This window comes from Streptomyces sp. NPDC007875 (assembly GCF_042868035.1).
GTDB classification, from domain to species: Bacteria; Actinomycetota; Actinomycetes; order Streptomycetales; family Streptomycetaceae; genus Streptomyces; species Streptomyces antimycoticus.
This window is the reverse complement of record NZ_JBIADZ010000009.1, coordinates 152253-170085: the sequence shown is the minus strand read 5'-3', so window position 1 is coordinate 170085 and position 17833 is coordinate 152253. Positions and strand designations below refer to the sequence as shown.

The window sequence follows — 17833 nt, the reverse complement described above, 5'->3', positions numbered from 1 at the left end:
GCGAGCGGCTGAAGAGGATGGCCTACGGTCAAAAGACCGAGCACCGGCTGCGTATGCGGGCTCAGGTGGTCCTGCACGCTGCGCGTGGGCGCTCCAACGCGCGCATCGCCCGTGAGACCGGATTACACCTGGACACCGTGCGGACCTGGGAACCGATTCGCTGCGCTGGGACTCACTGGGCTAGCCGACCGCAAGCGCTCCGGCCGTCCGCCCCGCTTCACCGCCTTGCAGGTCGCCCAGGTCAAGGCCCTGGCCTGTCGGCTTCCCTCCGACGCCGGCGCGACACTGTCGCGTTGGTCGTGCCCGGAGCTGGCCCGCGAGGCCATGGCGCGAGACATCGCCACGTTCGTGTCGGCCTTCACCGTGCGTCGCTGGCTCGCCCAGGACACCCTCAATCCCTGGCAGCACCGATCCTGGATCTTCATCACCGACCCTGACTTCCGCCCCAAGGCCGAGCGCGTGCTGGACCTCTACGCCCGCACCTTCAACGGCAGGCCGCTCGGTGCGGACGAGTACGTCATAAGCGCGGATGAGAAGACCTCCATCCAGGCCCGCTGCCGCTGTCACCCCACCCTCGCAGCAGGGCAGGCGAGGGCGATGCGAGTGAACCACACCTACGGCCGCGGCGGAGCGCTGACCTACTTGGCCGCCTACGACGTCCACCACGCCCGCGTGTTCGGCCGCACCGAAGCACGCACCGGCATCGACCCGTTCATGGCTCTCGTCGCTCAGGTCATGAGCCAGGAACCGTACACGAGCGCAAAACGCGTGTTCTGGGTCGTCGACAATGGCTCCTCCCACCGCGGCAAGAAGGCCGCAGACCGGCTGACCGCGGCGTTCCCGAACACGGTGCTGGTCCACACCCCGGTGCACGCCTCCTGGCTGAACCAGGTGGAGATCTTCTTCTCCGTCGTGCAGCGCAAGGTCGTGGCGCCCAATGACTTCACCGACCTTGCCCAAGTCGGGAACCGGCTCCGAGCTTTCGAAGACCGCTACAACGCCACGGCACAGCCGTTCCAGTGGAAGTTCACCCACTCCGACCTGGACGATCTGCTGGCCAGACTCGACCGGCACACCGCCGATCACCCAGAAGAATCCTCCGTCGCGCCGACAGCTTGATCAACCCCCGAAGGACTTCCGGAGCCGACCACTTAGGCCCTGTCCGGCGGATCTCCGCGGGCCCGCGACGCCTGGCACGGCGCCCCCAACTACCGCTGGGAGGTGCCCCCTGCACCAGACGCCGCGGGCCCCGCGGCGGCAGCCGCTGTGGTGTCCGACGGGGTGTTCCGGCGCGCTGCGCTCAGGAGCGGTCGGCGAGTTCGCGCAGGACCTCGTCCGTGTGCTCACCGGGCAGCGGGGCGAGCCGCCGTACGGAGGCGGGGGTGGCGGCGAAGCGCACCGGGATGCCGATCGAGCGGGTCGCGCCCTCGCTGGGGTGGTCCACCACATCGAGCAGATGCCCGTCGCAGACGTACGGGTCCTCGGCGGCCCGGTCCAGCTCCAGGACCGCCGCCATGGGGATGCTGTGCTTGGCGCAGACCCGCTCCCACTCGGCGGTGGTCAGGCTCGGCGCGCACTCCTCGATGAGCTCCATCAGCGGGTCGATGTCGGCGTCGTGGATGGTGTCGCCGTTCACCCGCGGGTCCTCGGCGAGGTCGGGGCGGCCCGCGGCGGCAAAGAAGTCCCGGAAGTTGCGCGGGGTGTACGGCATCACGCAGGCGAGGCCGTCCCGGGCGGGCACCGCGCGGTGTCCCCTGGTCATCGACAGCGGGAACCCGGTGGGCCCCATGGGCGGCTCGAAGGAGTGGCCCGCCAGGTGCTCGACCAGGTCGAAGGCGAGCAGGGTGTCGGTCATCGGGATCTCGATGTACTGCCCGGTCCCGGCCTCGTCGCGGTGCACCAGCGCGGCGAGCACCGAGTAGACGATGGTGAGCGCGGAGACCTTGTCGGCGAGGATCGTCGGCAGGTAGACGGGGCTGCCGATGGCCCGGTTCGCCATGTCCACCAGCCCGGACGCCGCCTGCACGGTCTCGTCGTAGGCGGCGTTGCCCGCCCGGTCGGAGTCACTGCGGAAGCCCTGTCCATGGGCGTAGACCAAGCGTGGGTTGCGCGCGGCGATCTGCTCATGGTCCAGGCCGAGGCGGGCCAGCGCGCCGGGGCGCATGTTGGTGATCAGCACATCGGCGGTGTCGATGAGCTCCAGAGCCCGCCCGTGTCCGTCGTCCTGCCTGAGGTCCAGCGTGACGCTGCGCTTGGTGCGGTTGACGTTGAGGGCGAGCGGCGTCGTGCCCGGTGTGGTGTGGTACGGGCCGACCCGTACGCCGTCGGCGGGGGACTCGATCTTGATGACATCCGCGCCGAGATCACCGAGGATCTGGGCCGCGTACGGCCCCATCACCACGGTGGACGGTGGACAGATCGATCACCCCTACGCCGTCCAACGGGCCGCGTTCTTGGCCGTCGTGTCCATCGCCACTCCTGTCTCGTGTTCTTCCGTTTCCACCACCGAACCTAATGGCGGATACACGGACAGGGAATGATCACGTGACGAAAAGCGGCATGACCACAGCGGTCACACCGTTTTCCCAGCTTTTATGGCGAAAAGGCGATACCGGTGGAGATCACCTCGGCCGCACCGGAAAAGTCTGCGGTCTTGATCCGGATTCCCGGTGACCAGGTCGGCCGAGGTGCCGGGCCAGCGCCGCAGCTCGACGACCTCATCGCAGTCCTCTTCGAGCAGCCGGACGCGCTCGCGCAGATCCGGGTGGACTCCGGCGGGGATGCCGATCAGCTCCGTGGTGCGACACAGCCGGACGGCCTCGCTCAGCCGCCAGGGAATCGAATTGACGCTGTCCAGCACCTCGCGGGCCATCGGCAGCAGAGCCGTCCCCGCGGGCGTCAGCTCGACCCGATGGGTCGTCCGCTCGAACAGCACCTGACCCAGCTCACGCTCGAGATCCTTGATCCGCAGACTCAGTGGGGAGGTCGCCATAAGGAGCCTGCGCGCCGCCCGCGAGGAGTTGAGTTCTTCCGCGACGGTCACGAAAAGCGCAGGTGCAGCATGTCCACACCCTCAATCTACCTCGCGGTACGGTGCCCTCCGCGCGCTCGCGGCTCCGGTGGTAAAGCGCGCCAGAACCGTCCAGCCGCCGTCGTTCATGCAACCGCTCGGCAGGATACCGTCCGCCGCCTCACGGCTTCGGTGTGCGGCGCAGAAAGCGGATGACCGGGTGGCCCGGATCGTGGGTGACGTCGGCCTGGACGTCGTAGACCTGCTTGATCAAGGACGGGGTCAGCACCTGGCCGGGGGTGCCTTCGGCCACGACGTGTCCCTCGCGGAGGACGAGCAGGCGGTCGCAGTACATCGCGGCGAGGTTGAGGTCGTGGAGGGCGATCACGGTGGCGATCGGCAGGCCGACGACGAGGTCGAGCAGGTCGAGCTGGTGCTGGATGTCGAGGTGGTTGGTCGGCTCGTCGAGCAGCAGCTCGTACGGTTCCTGGGCGAGGGCCCGGGCGATCTGGGCGCGCTGGCGCTCGCCACCGGAGAGGGTGTGCCACGACTGGCCGGCCCGGTCGGTCAGTGCGGTGCGCTCCAGGGCCGCGTCGACGGCCCGGGTGTCCGTGGCGGTGGACGACGACCAGGCGCGCCGGTGCGGGATGCGGCCGAGGGCCACGACCTCGCGGACGGTCAGTTCGGTCTGGGTGTGGGCGTGCTGTTCGACGGTGGCGATACGGCGGGCCGTGGCACGGCGGCCGACCCGCGGCAGTGCGCGGCCGTCCAGGGTGACGACTCCGGCGGAGGGGGCGAGGATGCCGGCGAGCAGCCGCAGCAGGGTTGATTTCCCCGAGCCGTTGGGGCCGAGCAGGCCCACCGTCTCGCCGGGGCGCAGGGTGAGGGTGACGCCGTCGACGATGAGCCGGCCGTCGGCGCGGCGGCTGACGCGGTCCGCGCGGAGTCCGGGTGCGGCCTCCGCGGTGTCGGGGGGAAGGGAGTCGTTCATGTCTTCCTCCGGCCGCGGTAGAGCACGGCGACGAAGGCCGGTACGCCGATGAGGGACGTCACCACGCCCACCGGGACCTCCTGCGGGTCGATCACGGTGCGGGCGGCGGTGTCCACCCACACCAGGAAGATGGCTCCGGCCAGTGCGGTGACCGGCAGGAGGCGGGCGTGGCCGGACCCGGTGAGGGCGCGGGTGGCGTGCGGGAGGACCAGGCCGACGAAGCCGATGGCCCCGGCGGAGCTGACCAGGGTCGCGGTGAGCAGCGCGGTCGCGCACAGCAGGACGAGGCGGGTGCGGGCCACGCGGACGCCGAGCGCCGCCGCGGCTTCCTCCCCGAAGGCGAACGCGTCCAGGGTGCGGGCGTGTCCGAGACAGACCAGGAGGACGGCGGCCAGGACGACGGCGCACAGCAGCACATCGCTCCAGCCGGCACCGGTGAGCGAGCCGAGGAGCCAGAACAGCACGGCGCGGGTGGTGTCGGCGTCCGCGGAGGTGAGGACGGTGAACGAGGTCAGCGCCGAGAACAGTTGCATGGCGGCCACCCCGGACAGCACCACGCGGTCGGTGCTGCCGCCGAGGCTGTGGCTGAGCGCCAGGACCAGGCCGAAGGAGAGCAGCGCGCCGATGAACGCGCCCGCCGACAGGGACACGGCCCCGCCGCCCACACCGAGGACGACCACGGCGACGGCACCTGTGGAGGCCCCGGAGGACACCCCGAGGACGAAGGGGTCGGCCAGCGGATTGCGCAGCAGGGACTGCATCACGGCCCCGCAGAGGGCCAGCCCCGCCCCGCACACCGCGGCGAGCAGCGTGCGGGGCATGCGCAGGTTCCACACGATGCCATCACGCAGCGGTGGCAACGTGCTCTCGCCCAGGCCGAGATGAGCCGTGACCGCTGCCCAGACGTCGGCCGTGGAGATGTCGGCGGGGCCGATGGTCACGGCGACGGCGATCGACGCGAACAGCGCGGCCAGCCCTCCCGCGATCAGCAGCAGGAGGCGGGTGCTCACTTGGCGAGTCCGAAGTGGCGCAGCCCGGCGGCGACCTGCTCGACCCCTTCGACCGTGCGGATGGACGGGTTCATGGCCTGCCCGCTCAGCAGGACGTACCGCTTCTTCTTGACGGCGGTGAGATTGCGGGTGGCGGCGTTGGTCTCCAGGAAACGCGTCTTGGCCTTGGCGGTCTCCGCGGTCTGCTGCTTGCGCGTGAGATCACCGAGGACGATGACGTCCGGGTCGCGGTCGGCCACGGTCTCCCAGTTGATCTGCGGCCACTCGTCGTGGGTGTCGGAGAAGGCGTTCTTCGCTCCGACGGCCCGGGTGATGGCGCCCGGCGCGCCGCAGCAGCCGGCGAGGTAGGGCGACTGGGAGTTGGCGAACCAGTACATGAGGGAGACGCCGGGGGCGTCCAGTCCCTCGGTGGCCGTACGCACGCGCTGCTTCAACCGCGCGATGAGCTTTTCGCCGCGCTCGTCGACGCCGAACGCGTGGGCCAGGTCGCGTATCTCGCCGTAGACGGTGTCCAGGGTGAGTGGCTTGCTGCGGGAGCCATCGCCACCGCTGTCGGGGTCCCGGCCCGCCGAGCAGTCGGACGGCGAGACGTACGTGGGCACGCCCAGTTTCTCGAACTGGTCGCGGGTGGCCACGCCGCCCTTGCCGAGAGTGGAGACGAACGAGGCGGTGACGAAGTCGGGTTCGACGTCCAGGGCCTTCTCGAAGGACGGCGCGTTGTCCGCCAGGCGCGGCACCGTCGCATTCGCCTTCTCCAGGCCCTTCATCACCGGGTCGGTCCATGTGGCGGTGCCCGCCATGCGGTCGGCGAGACCGAGGGAGAGCAGGATCTCCGTGGTGCCCTGGTTGAGCGAGAGGGCCCGCTTCGGGGCGGACTTGACCGTGACCTCGTGGCCACAGTTGTCGATGGTGCGCGGATAGCCCGCACCGGCGGGCTTTGTGGCGTCCGCGCCGTCGTGGCCGGAGCCACCGCACGCGGTGAGCAGGAGGGCGGGGGCGAGCAGGAGGGCCGCGGTACGGCGGGCAGAGCAGAGCACGGGCATGCCTCGGTTGTCGGGGCTCGTACGCGGAGCCTGGCCTACGGACGTCCTCCCCGCACGGGGCGCGGAGGTGCCAGCAGGTCTTCGGACTCGGGCTCGTCCGGACGGGGCCCCTTCCCGGTGCTCGTTCGCGGCGGCCTCGCGGCCGTCACGGACTCCTCCCAGTGGTGTCACATGCCCCGCCCGTCCCCCTCACCGCTGCGCGTCAGCTCCGGATTCACACCGGATTCCCTGGCCTCGGATGTGGCACGACTGGCTCCCCGAGACTATCAAGATCGCCGAAAGATCAGGGTGTCGGACCGGTCACGGGGTGGCAGACCACATCCCGGGGTCAGTTCGACCGCCGACGGGCCTGCCTCACCTCGCGGTCGACGGCCCAGGCGTCGCCGACCGGCCCGAGGTGGCCGAGCTTGTCGGGATTGATCACCGTGCGGATGGCCTGAATCTGCCCGTCGAGCACATCGAGGACCAGAGCCTGGAGCACCTTGCCGTCCCGCTCGCGGAAGACCGCGCCGGGCTGGCCGTTGACCTCATGGAGCTCGAAGGACACGTCGATCCGCAGCAGCCAGGGGAAGACCGTGCCCAGCAGCCGGGCCACGTTCTCCGCGCCCATGACGGCCTTGGCCAGCCGCGGTGCCTTGCCGCCGCCGTCCCCGACCAGCTGCACATCGGCGGCCAGCAGATTTCGCAGCGCGCCCACGTCGCCGTCCTTCAGCGCGTCGAAGAATCGCGTCGCCAGCTCCTGCCGTTCCTGACGGTCCGCCTCGAACCGCGGCCGCCCGGCCTCCATATGCCGCCGCGCCCGCACCAGCAGCTGCCGGCATGCCGCCTCCGACCGTCCCACCGCCGTGGCGACCTCGTCGAACCCGAAGGCGAACACCTCCCGCAGCACGAACACCGCCCGCTCCAGCGGGCTGAGCCGCTCCAGCAGCAACAGCGCCGCCATCGACACCGAGTCGGCCAGCTCCACCGCCCGGGCCGGATCCTGATACGGATCGCTGAGCAGCGGCTCGGGGAACCACGGGCCCACGTACTCCTCCCGTCGCACGCGCGCGGAGCGCAGCACATCGATCGAGATGCGCGTCACCGTGGCCGACAGATACGCCTTGGTCGATGTGGGCCGGGTCGCCGAGCCGTCGAAGCGCAGCCATGTCTCCTGCACCGCGTCCTCGGCCTCACTCACACTGCCCAGGATCCGGTACGCGATCGAGAACAGCAGCGGCCGCAGCTCCTCGAACTCCTCGACCTTGCTCACACCGACTCCCCTCCCCTGGGCCACCGGTCGGCCACCGTAACGTCCCCCGGGCCGGGGTCCGGAGCACGCAACCGGACCCCGGACCCGTTGCCGTTGCCGTTCAGTGGAACTGCCCGGCCTCGTAGTCTCCGGCCGCCGGCTGCTGGGTGATGACGTTCAGCCGGTTCACCATATTCATGAAGGAGACCAGGATCACCAGGGCGGTGAGCTGCTCCTCGTCATAGTGCTTGGCGGCATTCGCCCACACCTCGTCGCCGACCCCACCGGCCGCGTCCGCGACCCGGGTCCCCTCCTCCGCCAGTGCCAGCGCGGCCCGTTCGGCATCGGTGAAGACGGTGGCCTCCCGCCATACCGCGACCAGGTTCAACCGCACCGGGGTCTCACCGGCCGCGGCGGCTTCCTTGGTGTGCATGTCGATGCAGACGGCGCAGCCGTTGATCTGACTCACCCGAATCGCCACCAGCTCCTGCGTCGCCGCCGGCAGCGGCGATTCCTTGACCGCCCTGCCCGCCGCCATGACGGGCCTCAGGACCTTGCCGGCGGTCTGGCTTGCGGAGTAGTTCAGTCGCGCGTCCATGATGTGCTCCTCTGAAGTCGTTCAGTGGCTACACCCCTGAGACGGGATAGCCCGACCCCCTGTGACATGGACGCATGTGACCCCCGTCTCCCCGCCGTCGGCTCAGCTCGGCAGCTGTACGGCGTCCATCACCGCTCTGATCCCGTCAGTTGTACGCTACGGCTCTCGCACGCTTCATGGTCAGCGGGATCCAACGGGAGACAGAGGTCATCGTGACAGAGCGAACCGGCAGAATACGTTCACCCCGTGCCTACGCGATGACCTCGGGGGTGCTCACCGGGACGATCGCGCTGTACATCACGCTCGTCGCCTTCGGCAACATCACCGACTTCGACAGCAACCAGCAGTTCGTGCGGCATGTCCTGGCGATGGACACCACGTTCAAGGACGAGGACCTGATGTGGCGGGCCATCGACTCCACCGCGCTCCAGGACACCGCCTACGTGGCCATCATCGCCTGGGAGACCCTCGCCGCTCTTGTCCTCCTCGCCGCGACGGCCATGTGGTTCGCGGGTCCGCCCGGAGACCGCGTCCGGCGCGCCCGTCAGGCCAGCACCGTGGGGCTGTTGATGCTGATGCTGCTGTTCGGCGCCGGGTTCATCGGCATCGGCGGCGAGTGGTTCGCCATGTGGCAGTCGGAGAAGTGGAATGGCCTGGAGGCCGCCACGCGCGTGTTCATGATTTCCGGGATCGTTCTGCTGCTCATTCACCTGCTGCCCTCGGCGGAGCGAACCGATCCGGGCTCCGAGGACTGACCGAGTCCGAGCGGGCGCCGAAGACGGCGACAGTCTCCCCGCTGCGGCGGGCTCTTGACCCTTCTTGCCGCGGACTCTGGACTCTCCTTGTCGCGGGCCTCTGGACTCTCCTTGTCGCGGGCCTCTGGGCCCTCCTTGTAGAGGGCTCGTGACCCTCCTTGCCGCGGACTCTTGACAGTGACGTGGGCCACCTCTAGCGTCCGCAGCATCGCTCCGAGAGAGCGCTCTCTCGGCAGCCCCGTGTGACCACACCGCTGGGCTCTCTCCCGCTCTTTTCGCTCTTCCGTGCGTGCACGGGAAGGAGAGTCATGTCCCCTACACCCCCGCGCTTCCCGCCCTTACGGCGTGTCCTCGGCCGTTGGCGAGGCCCGGGCGTCGTCCTCGCCGCCCTCGGCCTCGTCCTGTCCCTGCTCTCCATAGGCTCGGCCAGTGCGCGTGCCGATCTGCGCGCCACCGACAAGGCGGGCGCGGCGTCGAGCCCGCGGAGCGCCAAGGCACCGGTGCGCGTCGCGGAGTTCGTCGCCGAGTGCCCGTTCACCCACCGGCTGCCGGACGACCCGATCGTGTTCCCGGGGCTCCCCGGCGCGTCCCATATGCACAGCTTCTTCGGGAACGACTCGACCAACGCGCGCACCGATCTGGCCGCCCTGCAGAGGGGCCGGACCAGCTGCAGCCCGACCGTCGACCTGTCGTCGTACTGGACCCCGACCCTCTACGACAACGGAAAAGAGGTCGAACCCACCGGCACCACCTTCTACTACCTCGGTGAAGGCGTGCGCGACGACGTGATCGCCACCATCAAGCCCCTCCCCCTGGGGCTGCGGATCGTGGCGGGCAACGCCAAGGCCACCGGAGTCGGCGACCCCACGTCCATCGCACGCTGGTCCTGTCTGCACCACGGAGAGGTCAATCCCTCCAAGGACTTCGTGAACTGCCCGGCCGACTCGATGCTGGAGTCCTACCTCGACTTCCCCCAGTGCTGGAACGGCAAGGACCTGGACTCCCCCGACCACAAGAGCCACATGGCCTACCCGGTCGGCGGACAGTGCCCGGCCACGCACCCGGTCGCCGTGCCGAAGCTCCGCCAGGTGCTCCGCTACCCGGTCAGCGGCGACCCCGCGCGCTTCAAGCTGGCGTCGGGTGCCGGATTCACCATGCACGGTGACTTCTTCAACGCCTGGCCCGAGGACGAGATGGCCCGACGGGTGCGTGACTGCATCAACGTGATCGTCAAGTGCGGTGCGGACGGCCGTCCCTGACGGATAGGGAGTGGGCAGGCCACGCGGCTCGGCAGGGCGACCCCGCCTTGCCTGTGGGCGGAGTCCCGTCACCGGGGCTCCGCCCATGCGAGACGAGGGGAGTGGGCATGACAGCGGCAACCGTCACACGGCGCGTGGTGTCCGTAGCGGCGTTGCTCGTTGCCGCCACACTGCTCACTGCTGGATGCGGCGACGGCAGCGGGAAACCGCCGCGCGAGGCGCGGTCGACGTCGGCCGCGCGGCACCCCGCCACGCGGTCCCCGAGCGGGCAGGCGACATCAGGGACCTTCAACTCCACCGATATCGGCTGGATCCAGCTGATGATCGCGATGGACGGCCAGGCGACACTCCTGCTGGACCTGGTCCCGGGCCACTCTTCCGACGCCGGGGTGGAGAAGTGGGCGAAACCGGTGGCCACCGCCTACCGCGACGAACTCGTCCAGCTACGAGAACTGCTCGCCCGCGCGGGCGTCCCCGACACCAACCCGCACCAGGGGCACGACATGCCCGGCATGGTGACCGAGGACAAACTGCGCACCATCAAGGGAACCAAGGGCGCCGCCTTCGACGCGCTCTTCCTCTCGGCGATGCGCGAACACCTCGACCAGGCGGCGAAGATCGCCCACTCGCAGCGCTCGGCGGGCGCCGATCCGGCCGCCAAGAAGCTGGCCACGAGCGTGGAGAAGACGTCGCTCACCTGGCGTGCCCGTCTCCCCTAGGCGGTGTCCGCCTGCTGCTGACACCCGTCGCCGCACCATCTCACGCGATGAGGTGACCCCCGCGCCCGGCGCCGACGAACAGCGGTCGTTCGCCGACGAACAGCGGCCGTTCCCCGCTGTCCACGCCGACCGTTCCGGCCGTCGACGGTCGCGGTTCAGGCGGGCGGCAGCGCGTCGGCGGCCGACCCGGCGAGATCGGTGGCCAGTTCGCAGGGCCGGTCCTTGGGGCCCGCCCCCTTGATGACCAGGGCCACCCTCTCGGTCCCCTTCACCCGGTCCAGGCCGGTGTAGTCACGATGGACCACCTCCACGCGGCAGCTCCCCCGGCCCTCGTTCTCCGGCAGAACAATGGCCTGGCGATCATCGCCGAGCTTGGTCGACCGGGCGTTCTTGTCGCGCGGCAGATCGCCCTGATCGAAACGCAAGTCCACCTCGTACTCGCTGGTCGTGCTCTTCCACTGGCAGTCCCAGCGGCCGAATCCGACGTCCGGCTCCCGGGCGTCGATACCGGGCACCTCCTCCAGCGCCTTGCCGTCGAGCAACGTGCATGCGTCCAGGTGCGCCAGCGAATTTGACGGAAATCCCGGGGAACGCCGGGGAATCTCACCGCGGTTGAGCACCTTGACCGCGAGTCCGGTGGCGCGATCGGCGGTTTCGCACAGCGGCTCCTTGATGTCACCGGGCCGTCTCGCGGCCGCGGTCACCCGGAGGCTGTTGTCGCGAGCGCCGGTCACCGCCACGGCCCGCTCGCACTCGTCGTGCTCGGCGGCGCGCTCCACGACGGTCACCCTGCCCGCGGTCTTCCGCTTCACGCCCTCCGGCAGCGAATCGGCGTCGAGTTCCACCCTGACGTCCACGACCTCCTCGCTTCGTTCCTTCAGGACAACGTCGCATCGATTGAAATTGCCCAGATCGCGGTCCAGTTGGGCCTCCCCGTACCGCTGGAACACACCGGTGTTGAGCAAGGCGCAGGGATCGGCCGTGCGGGGGTCGCCGATGAAGCCCGCGCTGGTCGGCCTGGTCGGCGACGGGTCGGCCAGGTCGCCGGTTTCGCCACCCGAGCTCATCACGATGAACGGAACGGAGACGGCCAGTGCCATGACGGCGGCGGCGCCGGCCGTGAGTAACGGGCGGCGCCGGACGAGGGCCGCCGCGGTGGTCGTCGTCCGGCGCCACTGCCCTCCCGCCGGGTCCTCGCTGTGCGCGATGGTGGCCGTATAGCGCGTGGTCGCCGGGGCCAGCGGGAGGGTCGGGAACTGGTCCGGCGGTCCCGCGAGCTCCGTGAGGGCGCCGAGCGCCTCGGCGGCGGTGGGCCGGGCCCCGGGGTCGCGCTGGAGCATCGCGGTGAGCACCCCGCCGAGCGGCCCGACGCGGGGGCTGAGGGCCTCCATCCGGACCACCCGCCCGGCGCCGCGCAGCGGCGGAGTGCCCGTCACCAGCCAGTACATCGTGGCACCGAGGGAGAACACGTCCGACGCACGCTCGGGTGCTCCGCGGAACGCCTCGGGGGCGGCGAAGAACGGGGTCAGGCTGACCGGCCCGTTGAGCGTGATCGTCTCACTCCCGTCCACCCGGTACGCGGCGCCGAAGTCGGTCAGCTTGGCGACTCTGTCGTGGGTGATCACGATATTGCCGGGCTTGACGTCGCAGTGCACGATGCCCTTGTCGTGCAGGGCCGCCAGCGCGCCCGCGATCTGCGCGCCGATATGCGCCGCGAGCTCCGGGGCCATCTTCACCGGGACGTCCAGACTGCCGCCGGTCACATGCTCTATCACCAGCCAGAAGGTGGCCTTCTTGCCCTTGCCCGCGCGGACGGCGTCGTAGAGGGTGACCACATTCGGATGGCTGAACTTCGCCAGAGCGCGGGCTTCGGCCAGCAACTCGTCGAAGTCGGCCTGGCCGTTGTCCTCGAGCAAGGCCCGCTTGAGGACGACGGACCGGCCCAGCTCCGTGTCGACGGCGAACCAGACCGCGCCCCTCCCTCCCTCGACGGGCCCCTCCGTGAGCCGGTACTTGCCCACCTTCTCCCCCCGCCGCACGACACACTCCCCTCACGAGACCAGAACCCCTGCCGTTACGGGCACGCAGATCGAACTTACTGCGTACACGTAAAGACACGCACCGCTTACGGTGCTCGTGAGGACAGCACGGGGCTCGGCGCGTGCCCGCGACGCACGGGACCTGGCCGATTGAGAAGGGAATTCACCCACCACTCCAAAAATCTTCACCTTTGTGGAGATTGCGGCGCCCGAAAGCGCAGGCGACGAGGGCAGACGCCGCTGTCATATGCCGCCGGCCCACCGCTCTCGCCGGAGTCGCGGCGGTGCCGGGCCTCCCGCCACGGGAAGATCCGGCACCGCGCCCCCGGCCAGAAGCGGCTAGGAGTGGGTGACCTTGATGCTGGATATGTGGACCTCGCCGTAGTTGTCGCCGTCGCACGGGTCCGAGTTCTCGCAGTTGGCCTGCGTGTAGGCCCCTGCCTTGAAGTAGTTGCTGTCGTCGTCGGAGGAGATCGTGGTCTCACGTTCCCCGTTGTAATAGGCGTCGATCTTCCCGTCCCGCGCCACGAACTTGGCCTCGAACTCGGTGCCCAGCTCGTAGTCGTCGGTGACGAGATGGTGGTGGGTGTCGTCGCCGTCGGTGATGTAGAGCTTGCTGCCTTCGAGGCGGAAGACGGTGACGTCGTCGTCCCCGCCGTGGATCTGGGCACCGACGAGATGCGGCTTGTCGTTGGGGAGCGCGGTGAACGCCTCCTTGACCACGAGTGTGTGGGTGCCCTCGGTGGTCGACCAGCTCGCCTCGTCCTCCCCGTCGTCCGTCATCTCCCGCAGCTCGGCGCGCGGGTAGCTGGAGCCACCCGTCGTCACGCCGTCGACGGGGGACCGGAACTGGACCGCGTCGCAGTCCTCATCCGCCTGGAACCAGGGCTTGGCGGAGAAGGTGGCGAGATCGGGCTGGGTGATGTCGGTCGGGTCCTCGTCGTCTCCGATGGGCAGGGTCAGCTTCCAGTTGCTGAGGTCGAGGACGTCGGCGGGGTACGTGCACTCGGCGGCCGTGCGGTCGTGGCGGGTGGGGATGTCGGCCTGCGCCGGGAGCGATAGGGCGGCCGTCGAGGCGGCCGCGGTGATGCCCGCGAGAACGACGATGCGCATGCACCTCATGGGGATTCCTTCCTTTCGGTAGGACAGGCGGCTGCCATCCCCATGGGTCATGGAGACGTCGTCATGCCACTTCGGTGCCCTGCTGAGTCCGGGCGGGCCCGTCCTGTGGATGGTCATGGTTGGCCGCCGCTTCCGGGACGGGTCCCGGAGACGGGCCCGGCGGGAGTCCAGCTCCTGTGCTACGACTCCGGCGCGGGATCGGGCCAGAGGTCGTCGTCCTCGATCAGGTCCAGGTCAGGCGGTACGAGCGTGGTGGACTCCACCAATCCCTTGAGCAGGTTGTGCAGCAGACCGTTGTCCGCGGGGCGGCCCTGCGACTTGTCGTGCATCAGCGTGTATCTGAAGCCGGTGTTGCGCAGCCGGCGGCGTACGGCCTCGATCCGGTACTCGATCTTGCGCTCGTTCCAGCCCGCGCCCGGGCGGAGGTAGCTGAGCTGCTTGGCCGCCGTGGCGTACGTCAGGGGCCTCGGATCCTCCTCGTACAGCAGATACCGCTGACCGAGGACGACCAGCAGCAGCCGTTCGTCGTCGTCCAGCGCCCAGATCTCCGGCCGAAGGGTCTCGGCGCGCCGCCGCGACACCGGCCCCTGGTCGTCGTGGCCCGCCACATACAGCTCGACCAGGTGCTCACGGTAGCCGGATCCCTTGACGAACAGCGGGGTGTAGCCGGTGTCGAGCGGGATCGGCTCGGTGCTGAGATGCATCATCGTGCCGCGGGGCAGCCGGACGAGCTGCCGCCCGGTGTTCCGCAGCCACCACTGTCCCTGGCGGTAGGTCAGCTCGCCGTGCCGCCGGCTCACCCGGAGGTCGTCCACGCCCACACCCAGGTCCACGTCCGGCTTCTCGCCGCGCCCGAAGCAGACCGTCAGCCCCGGCCGGGGCGGGGCACTGAGGTCGCCGGTCACGGTGCGGGCGTGCAGAGTGCCGGGGGTGGTGGGCGCGACTCCGCGCGCGAGGCTGGCGGAGAGGGGCATCGGCGGTCTCCTCGGTTCGGGCGATTCTCGACGCGTGCATGGGCACCCACCAGGATCCACGCCCTCCTCCGGGACCCGTCCCCAAAGCGAGCCCGAGGAACATGCCCGGGCGCTGCTCCTCATCGGCTGTGGCAAGGGTATGAGTTGTGTGGCGCTGCCCGGTCCGGGACGGGTCCCGAAACCTCGGACGGACGATGCCGGAACGACCCCGGTATGGCCGACTCCCGGCCACCGGACCGGCGGATGAGCGGACCCGCGGACCCGCGGACCCGCGGACCCGCGGACCCGCGGACCAGGAGGGCACGATGACCGGCTCACCGGATGAGGACAACCGGCTGGAACCGGCCCCGGCTCAGCGGCCCTGCCCGGAACCGCCGGGCTCGGCCGGTCAGCGCTTCTGTTCGGAGGCGGAGGGCCCTGGCTCGGCGGGCGTGGCCGTCATGTCGAGCAGGAGCATGGCGTCGTGGTCCGGGGTCCCGGGTTCGGCCGTGTAGACGCCCATGCGGTGGCCGGGAGTGCCTTCGAGCGCCAAGCCCTGAAAGACGAGGGTGATCTTGCCGACGTGTGGGTGCTGGAAGGTCTTGGCGGTGTGCTTGCGGCCGGTGACCTCGTAGCGCTCCCACAGGCCCGCGAAGTCGGGGCTCTTGAGGAGCAGTTCGCCGACGAGAGTGGTGAGGTCGGGGGCGTCGGGGTCGGTGCCGGCCAGGGCGCGCAGGCGGGCGACGCAGCCGCGGATCTGGTTCTCCCAGTCGGGGAAGACCTCGTGGGCGGCAGGGTGGAGGAAGAGGTAGCGGGCGAGGTTGCGCTGCTTGACGGGCCAGTCGGTGATGCCGGCGTAGAGGGCGAGGCCGCCGGGGTTGTGGGCGAGGATGTCCATACTGCGGCTGAGGATGTACGCGGGATTCGGGCGCACCGTTTCCAGCAGCAGCTTCAGGTGGGGGCGTACGGTGCGGCTGGGGGCCGGGGCGGGCTTGGGCGCGTAGCGGGCGGCGCGGACGGCCAGGTCGCGCAGATGCTGGTGCTCGGCATCGTCGAGCTGCAGGGCGCGCCCGAGGGCAAGTCGCTGCCGCACACCGACACCCCCCGCCACATGGGCCATGAGTTCCTGGGCGTCGTCGAGGAGACCGGCTCCGAGGTACGCGGCCTTGTCCCCGGTGACCTGGTGGTGGCCCCGTTCATGTGGGCCGACAACACCTGCGGGTACTGCCGCGACGGTTTGCAGACCTCCTGTGTGCACGGCGGGCAGTGGGGCGTGAACGGTGTCGACGGCGGGCAGGGGCAGATCGCGCGCGTCCCGTACGCCGATGGCACCCTGGTGAAGCTGCCGGTGGGCGAGGACTCCGAACTGCTGCCGGATCTGCTGACCCTGTCCGACATCCTGTGCACCGGCTACCACGCGGCCCGTACCGCCGGTGTCGAGCGCGGCGACAGCGTCACCGTCGTCGGCGACGGCGCCGTGGGCCTGGCGGCCGTGATCGCCGCCAAGCTGCAGGGCGCCGAGCAGATCATCCTGATGGGCCGGCACACCCCGCGCACCGATCTGGGCCGTGGCTTCGGAGCCACCGATGTGGTGGCCGAGCGCGGCGAGGAGGGCATCTCCCGGGTGCGTGACCTGACCGGCGGCGAGGGCACCCGTAAGGTCCTGGAATGCGTGGGCCTGAGGGACGCGCTGGTGCAGAGCTTCGGCGTGGTCCGCGACGGCGGCACGATCAGCCGGGTCGGCGCCCCGCAGTACAGCGATGTCGCGTTCGGGTTCGGCGACTTCATGCGCAACATCACCCTCACCGGTGGCGTCGCCCCGGCCCGCGCCTATATCGAGGAGCTGATGCCGCACATCCTGGATGGCTCGATCCGGCCCGGCCGTGTCTTCGACCGCTCGCTGGGCTTGGAGGACATCGCCGACGGCTACCGGGCGACGAACGGCCGCGAGGCCCTGAAGGTCCTCATCCGCCCGTGACCCGGCGCTCCTCGCGGACGCCCACCTCCCGGGAGCGACAGCCACGCCCGGCGGGTCACAGCACTCGGCCGCGGTGACCGGCCGATCCGACCACACCCATCAGGAGGAGTGACCACCGATGAAGTACATCAACCTGGGTGACCTGGAGGTTTCCCGTATCGGTCTGGGTGCGATGGGCATGTCCCATGGCCTCACCGGCGCCGGAACGGACGACGCGGAGTCCATCCGCACCGTCCACCGGGCACTGGAGCTGGGCGTCACCCTCATCGACACCGCGGAGATCTACGGCCCCTACATCAACGAGGAACTCCTCGGCCAGGCTCTGAAGGGCCGACGCGATCAGGTGGTGCTGGCCACCAAGTTCGGCATGATCGCCCACTCCGGGGCGGGCCCGTGGAACCTCGACTCCAGCCCGGCCAACATCCGCACCGCCGTGGAAGGCTCGCTGAAACGGCTGGGCACCGACCACATCGACCTGTACTACCAGCACCGCGTCGACCCCGACACCCCCATCGAGGAGACCGTCGGAGCGGTGGCCGAGCTGGTCGCCGAGGGCAAGGTGCGGCACATCGGCCTGTCCGAGGCAGGGCCGGAGACGATCCGCCGCGCCCACGCCGTCCACCCCATCACCGCGGTGCAGTCCGAGTACTCGCTGTGGACCCGCGGCCTGGAAGAGCGCGTCCTGCCGGTGCTGCGTGAGCTGGGCATCGGCCTGGTCCCCTTCTCGCCGCTGGGACACGGCTTCCTCACCGGCACCGTCCGCGACGAGGCAGACTTCGAGGAAGGCGACTTCCGGCGCGGCAACCCGCGCTTCACCGGCGAGAACTTCCAGCGCAATCTGCGCCTCGCGGACGAGGTCCAGGCCATCGCCGCCGAGGCGGGCGCCACACCGGCCCAAGTCGCCCTCGCCTGGCTGCTCGCCCAGGGCGACGACATCGCGCCCATCCCCGGCACCAAGCGCGTGGCCCGCGTGGAGGAGAACACCGCCGCCGACCGCCTCCGGCTGAACGCGGAGGTCCTGGCCAGGCTCTCCAGCCTGCCCCCGGCCGTCGGAGACACCCACACCGAGGCCGGATGCGGATGCTGGAACGCTGAAACCCACCCCGCCCGGCCACCGCTGCGTGA

Annotated in this window: 14 protein-coding genes, 4 pseudogenes and 1 riboswitch; of the genes and pseudogenes, 7 read left to right on the top strand and 11 right to left on the bottom strand. The window is 70.1% G+C overall.

From position 1 onward, the window contains the following. Positions 1 to 17: 17 nt before the first annotated feature. Together ACFYOY_RS20565 and ACFYOY_RS20560 are read left to right on the top strand one after the other, a co-directional pair. A pseudogene (locus ACFYOY_RS20565) lies at positions 18 to 98 on the top strand (hypothetical protein); the annotation flags it as partial. Further along, positions 85 to 1119, top strand: coding sequence for an IS630 family transposase (locus tag ACFYOY_RS20560; RefSeq protein ID WP_388588591.1), 1035 nt, complete (start codon positions 85 to 87; stop codon positions 1117 to 1119). The pseudogene ACFYOY_RS20565 and the gene ACFYOY_RS20560, both read left to right, overlap by 14 nt. Before the next feature lie 181 nt (positions 1120 to 1300). Here the strand turns inward: ACFYOY_RS20560 and ACFYOY_RS20555 are convergent. From ACFYOY_RS20555 to ACFYOY_RS20525, 7 genes and pseudogenes are all read right to left on the bottom strand, one after another. Beyond that, positions 1301 to 2441, bottom strand: a pseudogene (locus tag ACFYOY_RS20555) (CaiB/BaiF CoA transferase family protein). A 131-nt stretch (positions 2442 to 2572) separates the two neighbouring features. Further along, positions 2573 to 3043 carry a LysR family transcriptional regulator gene (locus ACFYOY_RS20550; protein ID WP_351887884.1) on the bottom strand — a complete coding sequence of 157 codons (471 nt, stop codon included), beginning with the start codon at positions 3041 to 3043 and terminating at the stop codon, positions 2573 to 2575. Between the two features lie 148 nt (positions 3044 to 3191). Continuing rightward, a complete protein-coding gene (locus ACFYOY_RS20545; protein WP_388588587.1) occupies positions 3192 to 4001 on the bottom strand; it encodes an ABC transporter ATP-binding protein in 810 nt (269 codons plus the stop codon). Then, positions 3998 to 5011 carry an iron chelate uptake ABC transporter family permease subunit gene (locus ACFYOY_RS20540; RefSeq protein ID WP_351887878.1) on the bottom strand — a complete coding sequence of 338 codons (1014 nt, stop codon included), beginning with the start codon at positions 5009 to 5011 and terminating at the stop codon, positions 3998 to 4000. The genes ACFYOY_RS20545 and ACFYOY_RS20540 overlap by 4 nt, the downstream gene beginning before the upstream one ends. Then, the gene (locus ACFYOY_RS20535; RefSeq protein ID WP_351887875.1) at positions 5008 to 6054 is read right to left on the bottom strand and encodes an ABC transporter substrate-binding protein; all 1047 of its coding nucleotides are present in this window, start codon (positions 6052 to 6054) and stop codon (positions 5008 to 5010) included. The genes ACFYOY_RS20540 and ACFYOY_RS20535 overlap by 4 nt, the downstream gene beginning before the upstream one ends. Positions 6055 to 6108: 54 nt before the next feature. Further along, positions 6109 to 6323, bottom strand: a riboswitch (cobalamin riboswitch). A 59-nt stretch (positions 6324 to 6382) separates the two neighbouring features. Next, positions 6383 to 7306 (bottom strand): RNA polymerase sigma-70 factor, encoded by a 924-nt coding sequence (locus ACFYOY_RS20530; protein ID WP_351887872.1) that lies wholly within the window; start codon positions 7304 to 7306, stop codon positions 6383 to 6385. 100 nt (positions 7307 to 7406) lie between these two features. Then, complete coding sequence (locus ACFYOY_RS20525) at positions 7407 to 7883, bottom strand: carboxymuconolactone decarboxylase family protein (protein WP_351887870.1); 477 nt, start codon at positions 7881 to 7883, stop codon at positions 7407 to 7409. 257 nt (positions 7884 to 8140) lie between these two features. Here ACFYOY_RS20525 and ACFYOY_RS20520 point away from each other — a divergent pair, with 257 nt between their 5' ends. From ACFYOY_RS20520 to ACFYOY_RS20510, 3 genes are all read left to right on the top strand, one after another. After that, entirely contained in the window at positions 8141 to 8638 is a 498-nt protein-coding gene (locus tag ACFYOY_RS20520; protein WP_351888039.1) for a DUF2165 domain-containing protein, read from the top strand. A 308-nt stretch (positions 8639 to 8946) separates the two neighbouring features. Further along, positions 8947 to 9897: a DUF1996 domain-containing protein gene (locus ACFYOY_RS20515; RefSeq protein WP_351887867.1), complete on the top strand. Its 951-nt coding sequence runs from the start codon at positions 8947 to 8949 to the stop codon at positions 9895 to 9897. Positions 9898 to 10004: 107 nt separating this feature from the next. Continuing rightward, positions 10005 to 10616, top strand: coding sequence for a DUF305 domain-containing protein (locus ACFYOY_RS20510; protein ID WP_351887864.1), 612 nt, complete (start codon positions 10005 to 10007; stop codon positions 10614 to 10616). Between the two features lie 155 nt (positions 10617 to 10771). On the opposite strand, the gene ACFYOY_RS20505 is transcribed toward ACFYOY_RS20510, so the two are convergent. The 4 genes and pseudogenes from ACFYOY_RS20505 to ACFYOY_RS20490 all read right to left on the bottom strand — a co-directional run. Beyond that, complete coding sequence (locus ACFYOY_RS20505; RefSeq protein ID WP_388588580.1) at positions 10772 to 12655, bottom strand: serine/threonine-protein kinase; 1884 nt, start codon at positions 12653 to 12655, stop codon at positions 10772 to 10774. Positions 12656 to 12994: 339 nt separating this feature from the next. Next, positions 12995 to 13768 carry a polysaccharide lyase family 7 protein gene (locus ACFYOY_RS20500; RefSeq protein ID WP_388588577.1) on the bottom strand — a complete coding sequence of 258 codons (774 nt, stop codon included), beginning with the start codon at positions 13766 to 13768 and terminating at the stop codon, positions 12995 to 12997. Between the two features lie 188 nt (positions 13769 to 13956). Continuing rightward, positions 13957 to 14751, bottom strand: coding sequence for an FHA domain-containing protein (locus tag ACFYOY_RS20495; RefSeq protein ID WP_388588574.1), 795 nt, complete (start codon positions 14749 to 14751; stop codon positions 13957 to 13959). A 388-nt stretch (positions 14752 to 15139) separates the two neighbouring features. Next, positions 15140 to 15808, bottom strand: a pseudogene (locus ACFYOY_RS20490) (transcriptional regulator); the annotation flags it as partial. On the opposite strand from ACFYOY_RS20490, the gene ACFYOY_RS20485 reads away from it, so the two are divergent. After that, positions 15764 to 16708: a zinc-binding dehydrogenase gene (locus ACFYOY_RS20485; protein WP_388588571.1), complete on the top strand. Its 945-nt coding sequence runs from the start codon at positions 15764 to 15766 to the stop codon at positions 16706 to 16708. The pseudogene ACFYOY_RS20490 and the gene ACFYOY_RS20485 sit on opposite strands and share 45 nt — an antisense overlap. A 118-nt stretch (positions 16709 to 16826) precedes the next feature. Further along, a pseudogene (locus ACFYOY_RS20480) lies at positions 16827 to 17803 on the top strand (aldo/keto reductase). The last annotated feature ends 30 nt before the right edge of the window (positions 17804 to 17833 follow it).

What these genes read in the sequence shown, in the direction of transcription:
- ACFYOY_RS20500 (WP_388588577.1), bottom strand. Translation starts at nt 13,768, where the DNA reads ATGCGCATCGTCGTTCTCGCGGGCATCACCGCGGCCGCCTCGACGGCC.
- ACFYOY_RS20525 (WP_351887870.1), bottom strand. Translation starts at nt 7,883, where the DNA reads ATGGACGCGCGACTGAACTACTCCGCAAGCCAGACCGCCGGCAAGGTC.
- ACFYOY_RS20495 (WP_388588574.1), bottom strand. Translation starts at nt 14,751, where the DNA reads ATGCCCCTCTCCGCCAGCCTCGCGCGCGGAGTCGCGCCCACCACCCCC.
- ACFYOY_RS20510 (WP_351887864.1), top strand. Translation starts at nt 10,005, where the DNA reads ATGACAGCGGCAACCGTCACACGGCGCGTGGTGTCCGTAGCGGCGTTG.
- ACFYOY_RS20520 (WP_351888039.1), top strand. Translation starts at nt 8,141, where the DNA reads ATGACCTCGGGGGTGCTCACCGGGACGATCGCGCTGTACATCACGCTC.
- ACFYOY_RS20545 (WP_388588587.1), bottom strand. Translation starts at nt 4,001, where the DNA reads ATGAACGACTCCCTTCCCCCCGACACCGCGGAGGCCGCACCCGGACTC.
- ACFYOY_RS20535 (WP_351887875.1), bottom strand. Translation starts at nt 6,054, where the DNA reads ATGCCCGTGCTCTGCTCTGCCCGCCGTACCGCGGCCCTCCTGCTCGCC.
- ACFYOY_RS20485 (WP_388588571.1), top strand. Translation starts at nt 15,764, where the DNA reads ATGCTGGTGCTCGGCATCGTCGAGCTGCAGGGCGCGCCCGAGGGCAAG.
- ACFYOY_RS20515 (WP_351887867.1), top strand. Translation starts at nt 8,947, where the DNA reads ATGTCCCCTACACCCCCGCGCTTCCCGCCCTTACGGCGTGTCCTCGGC.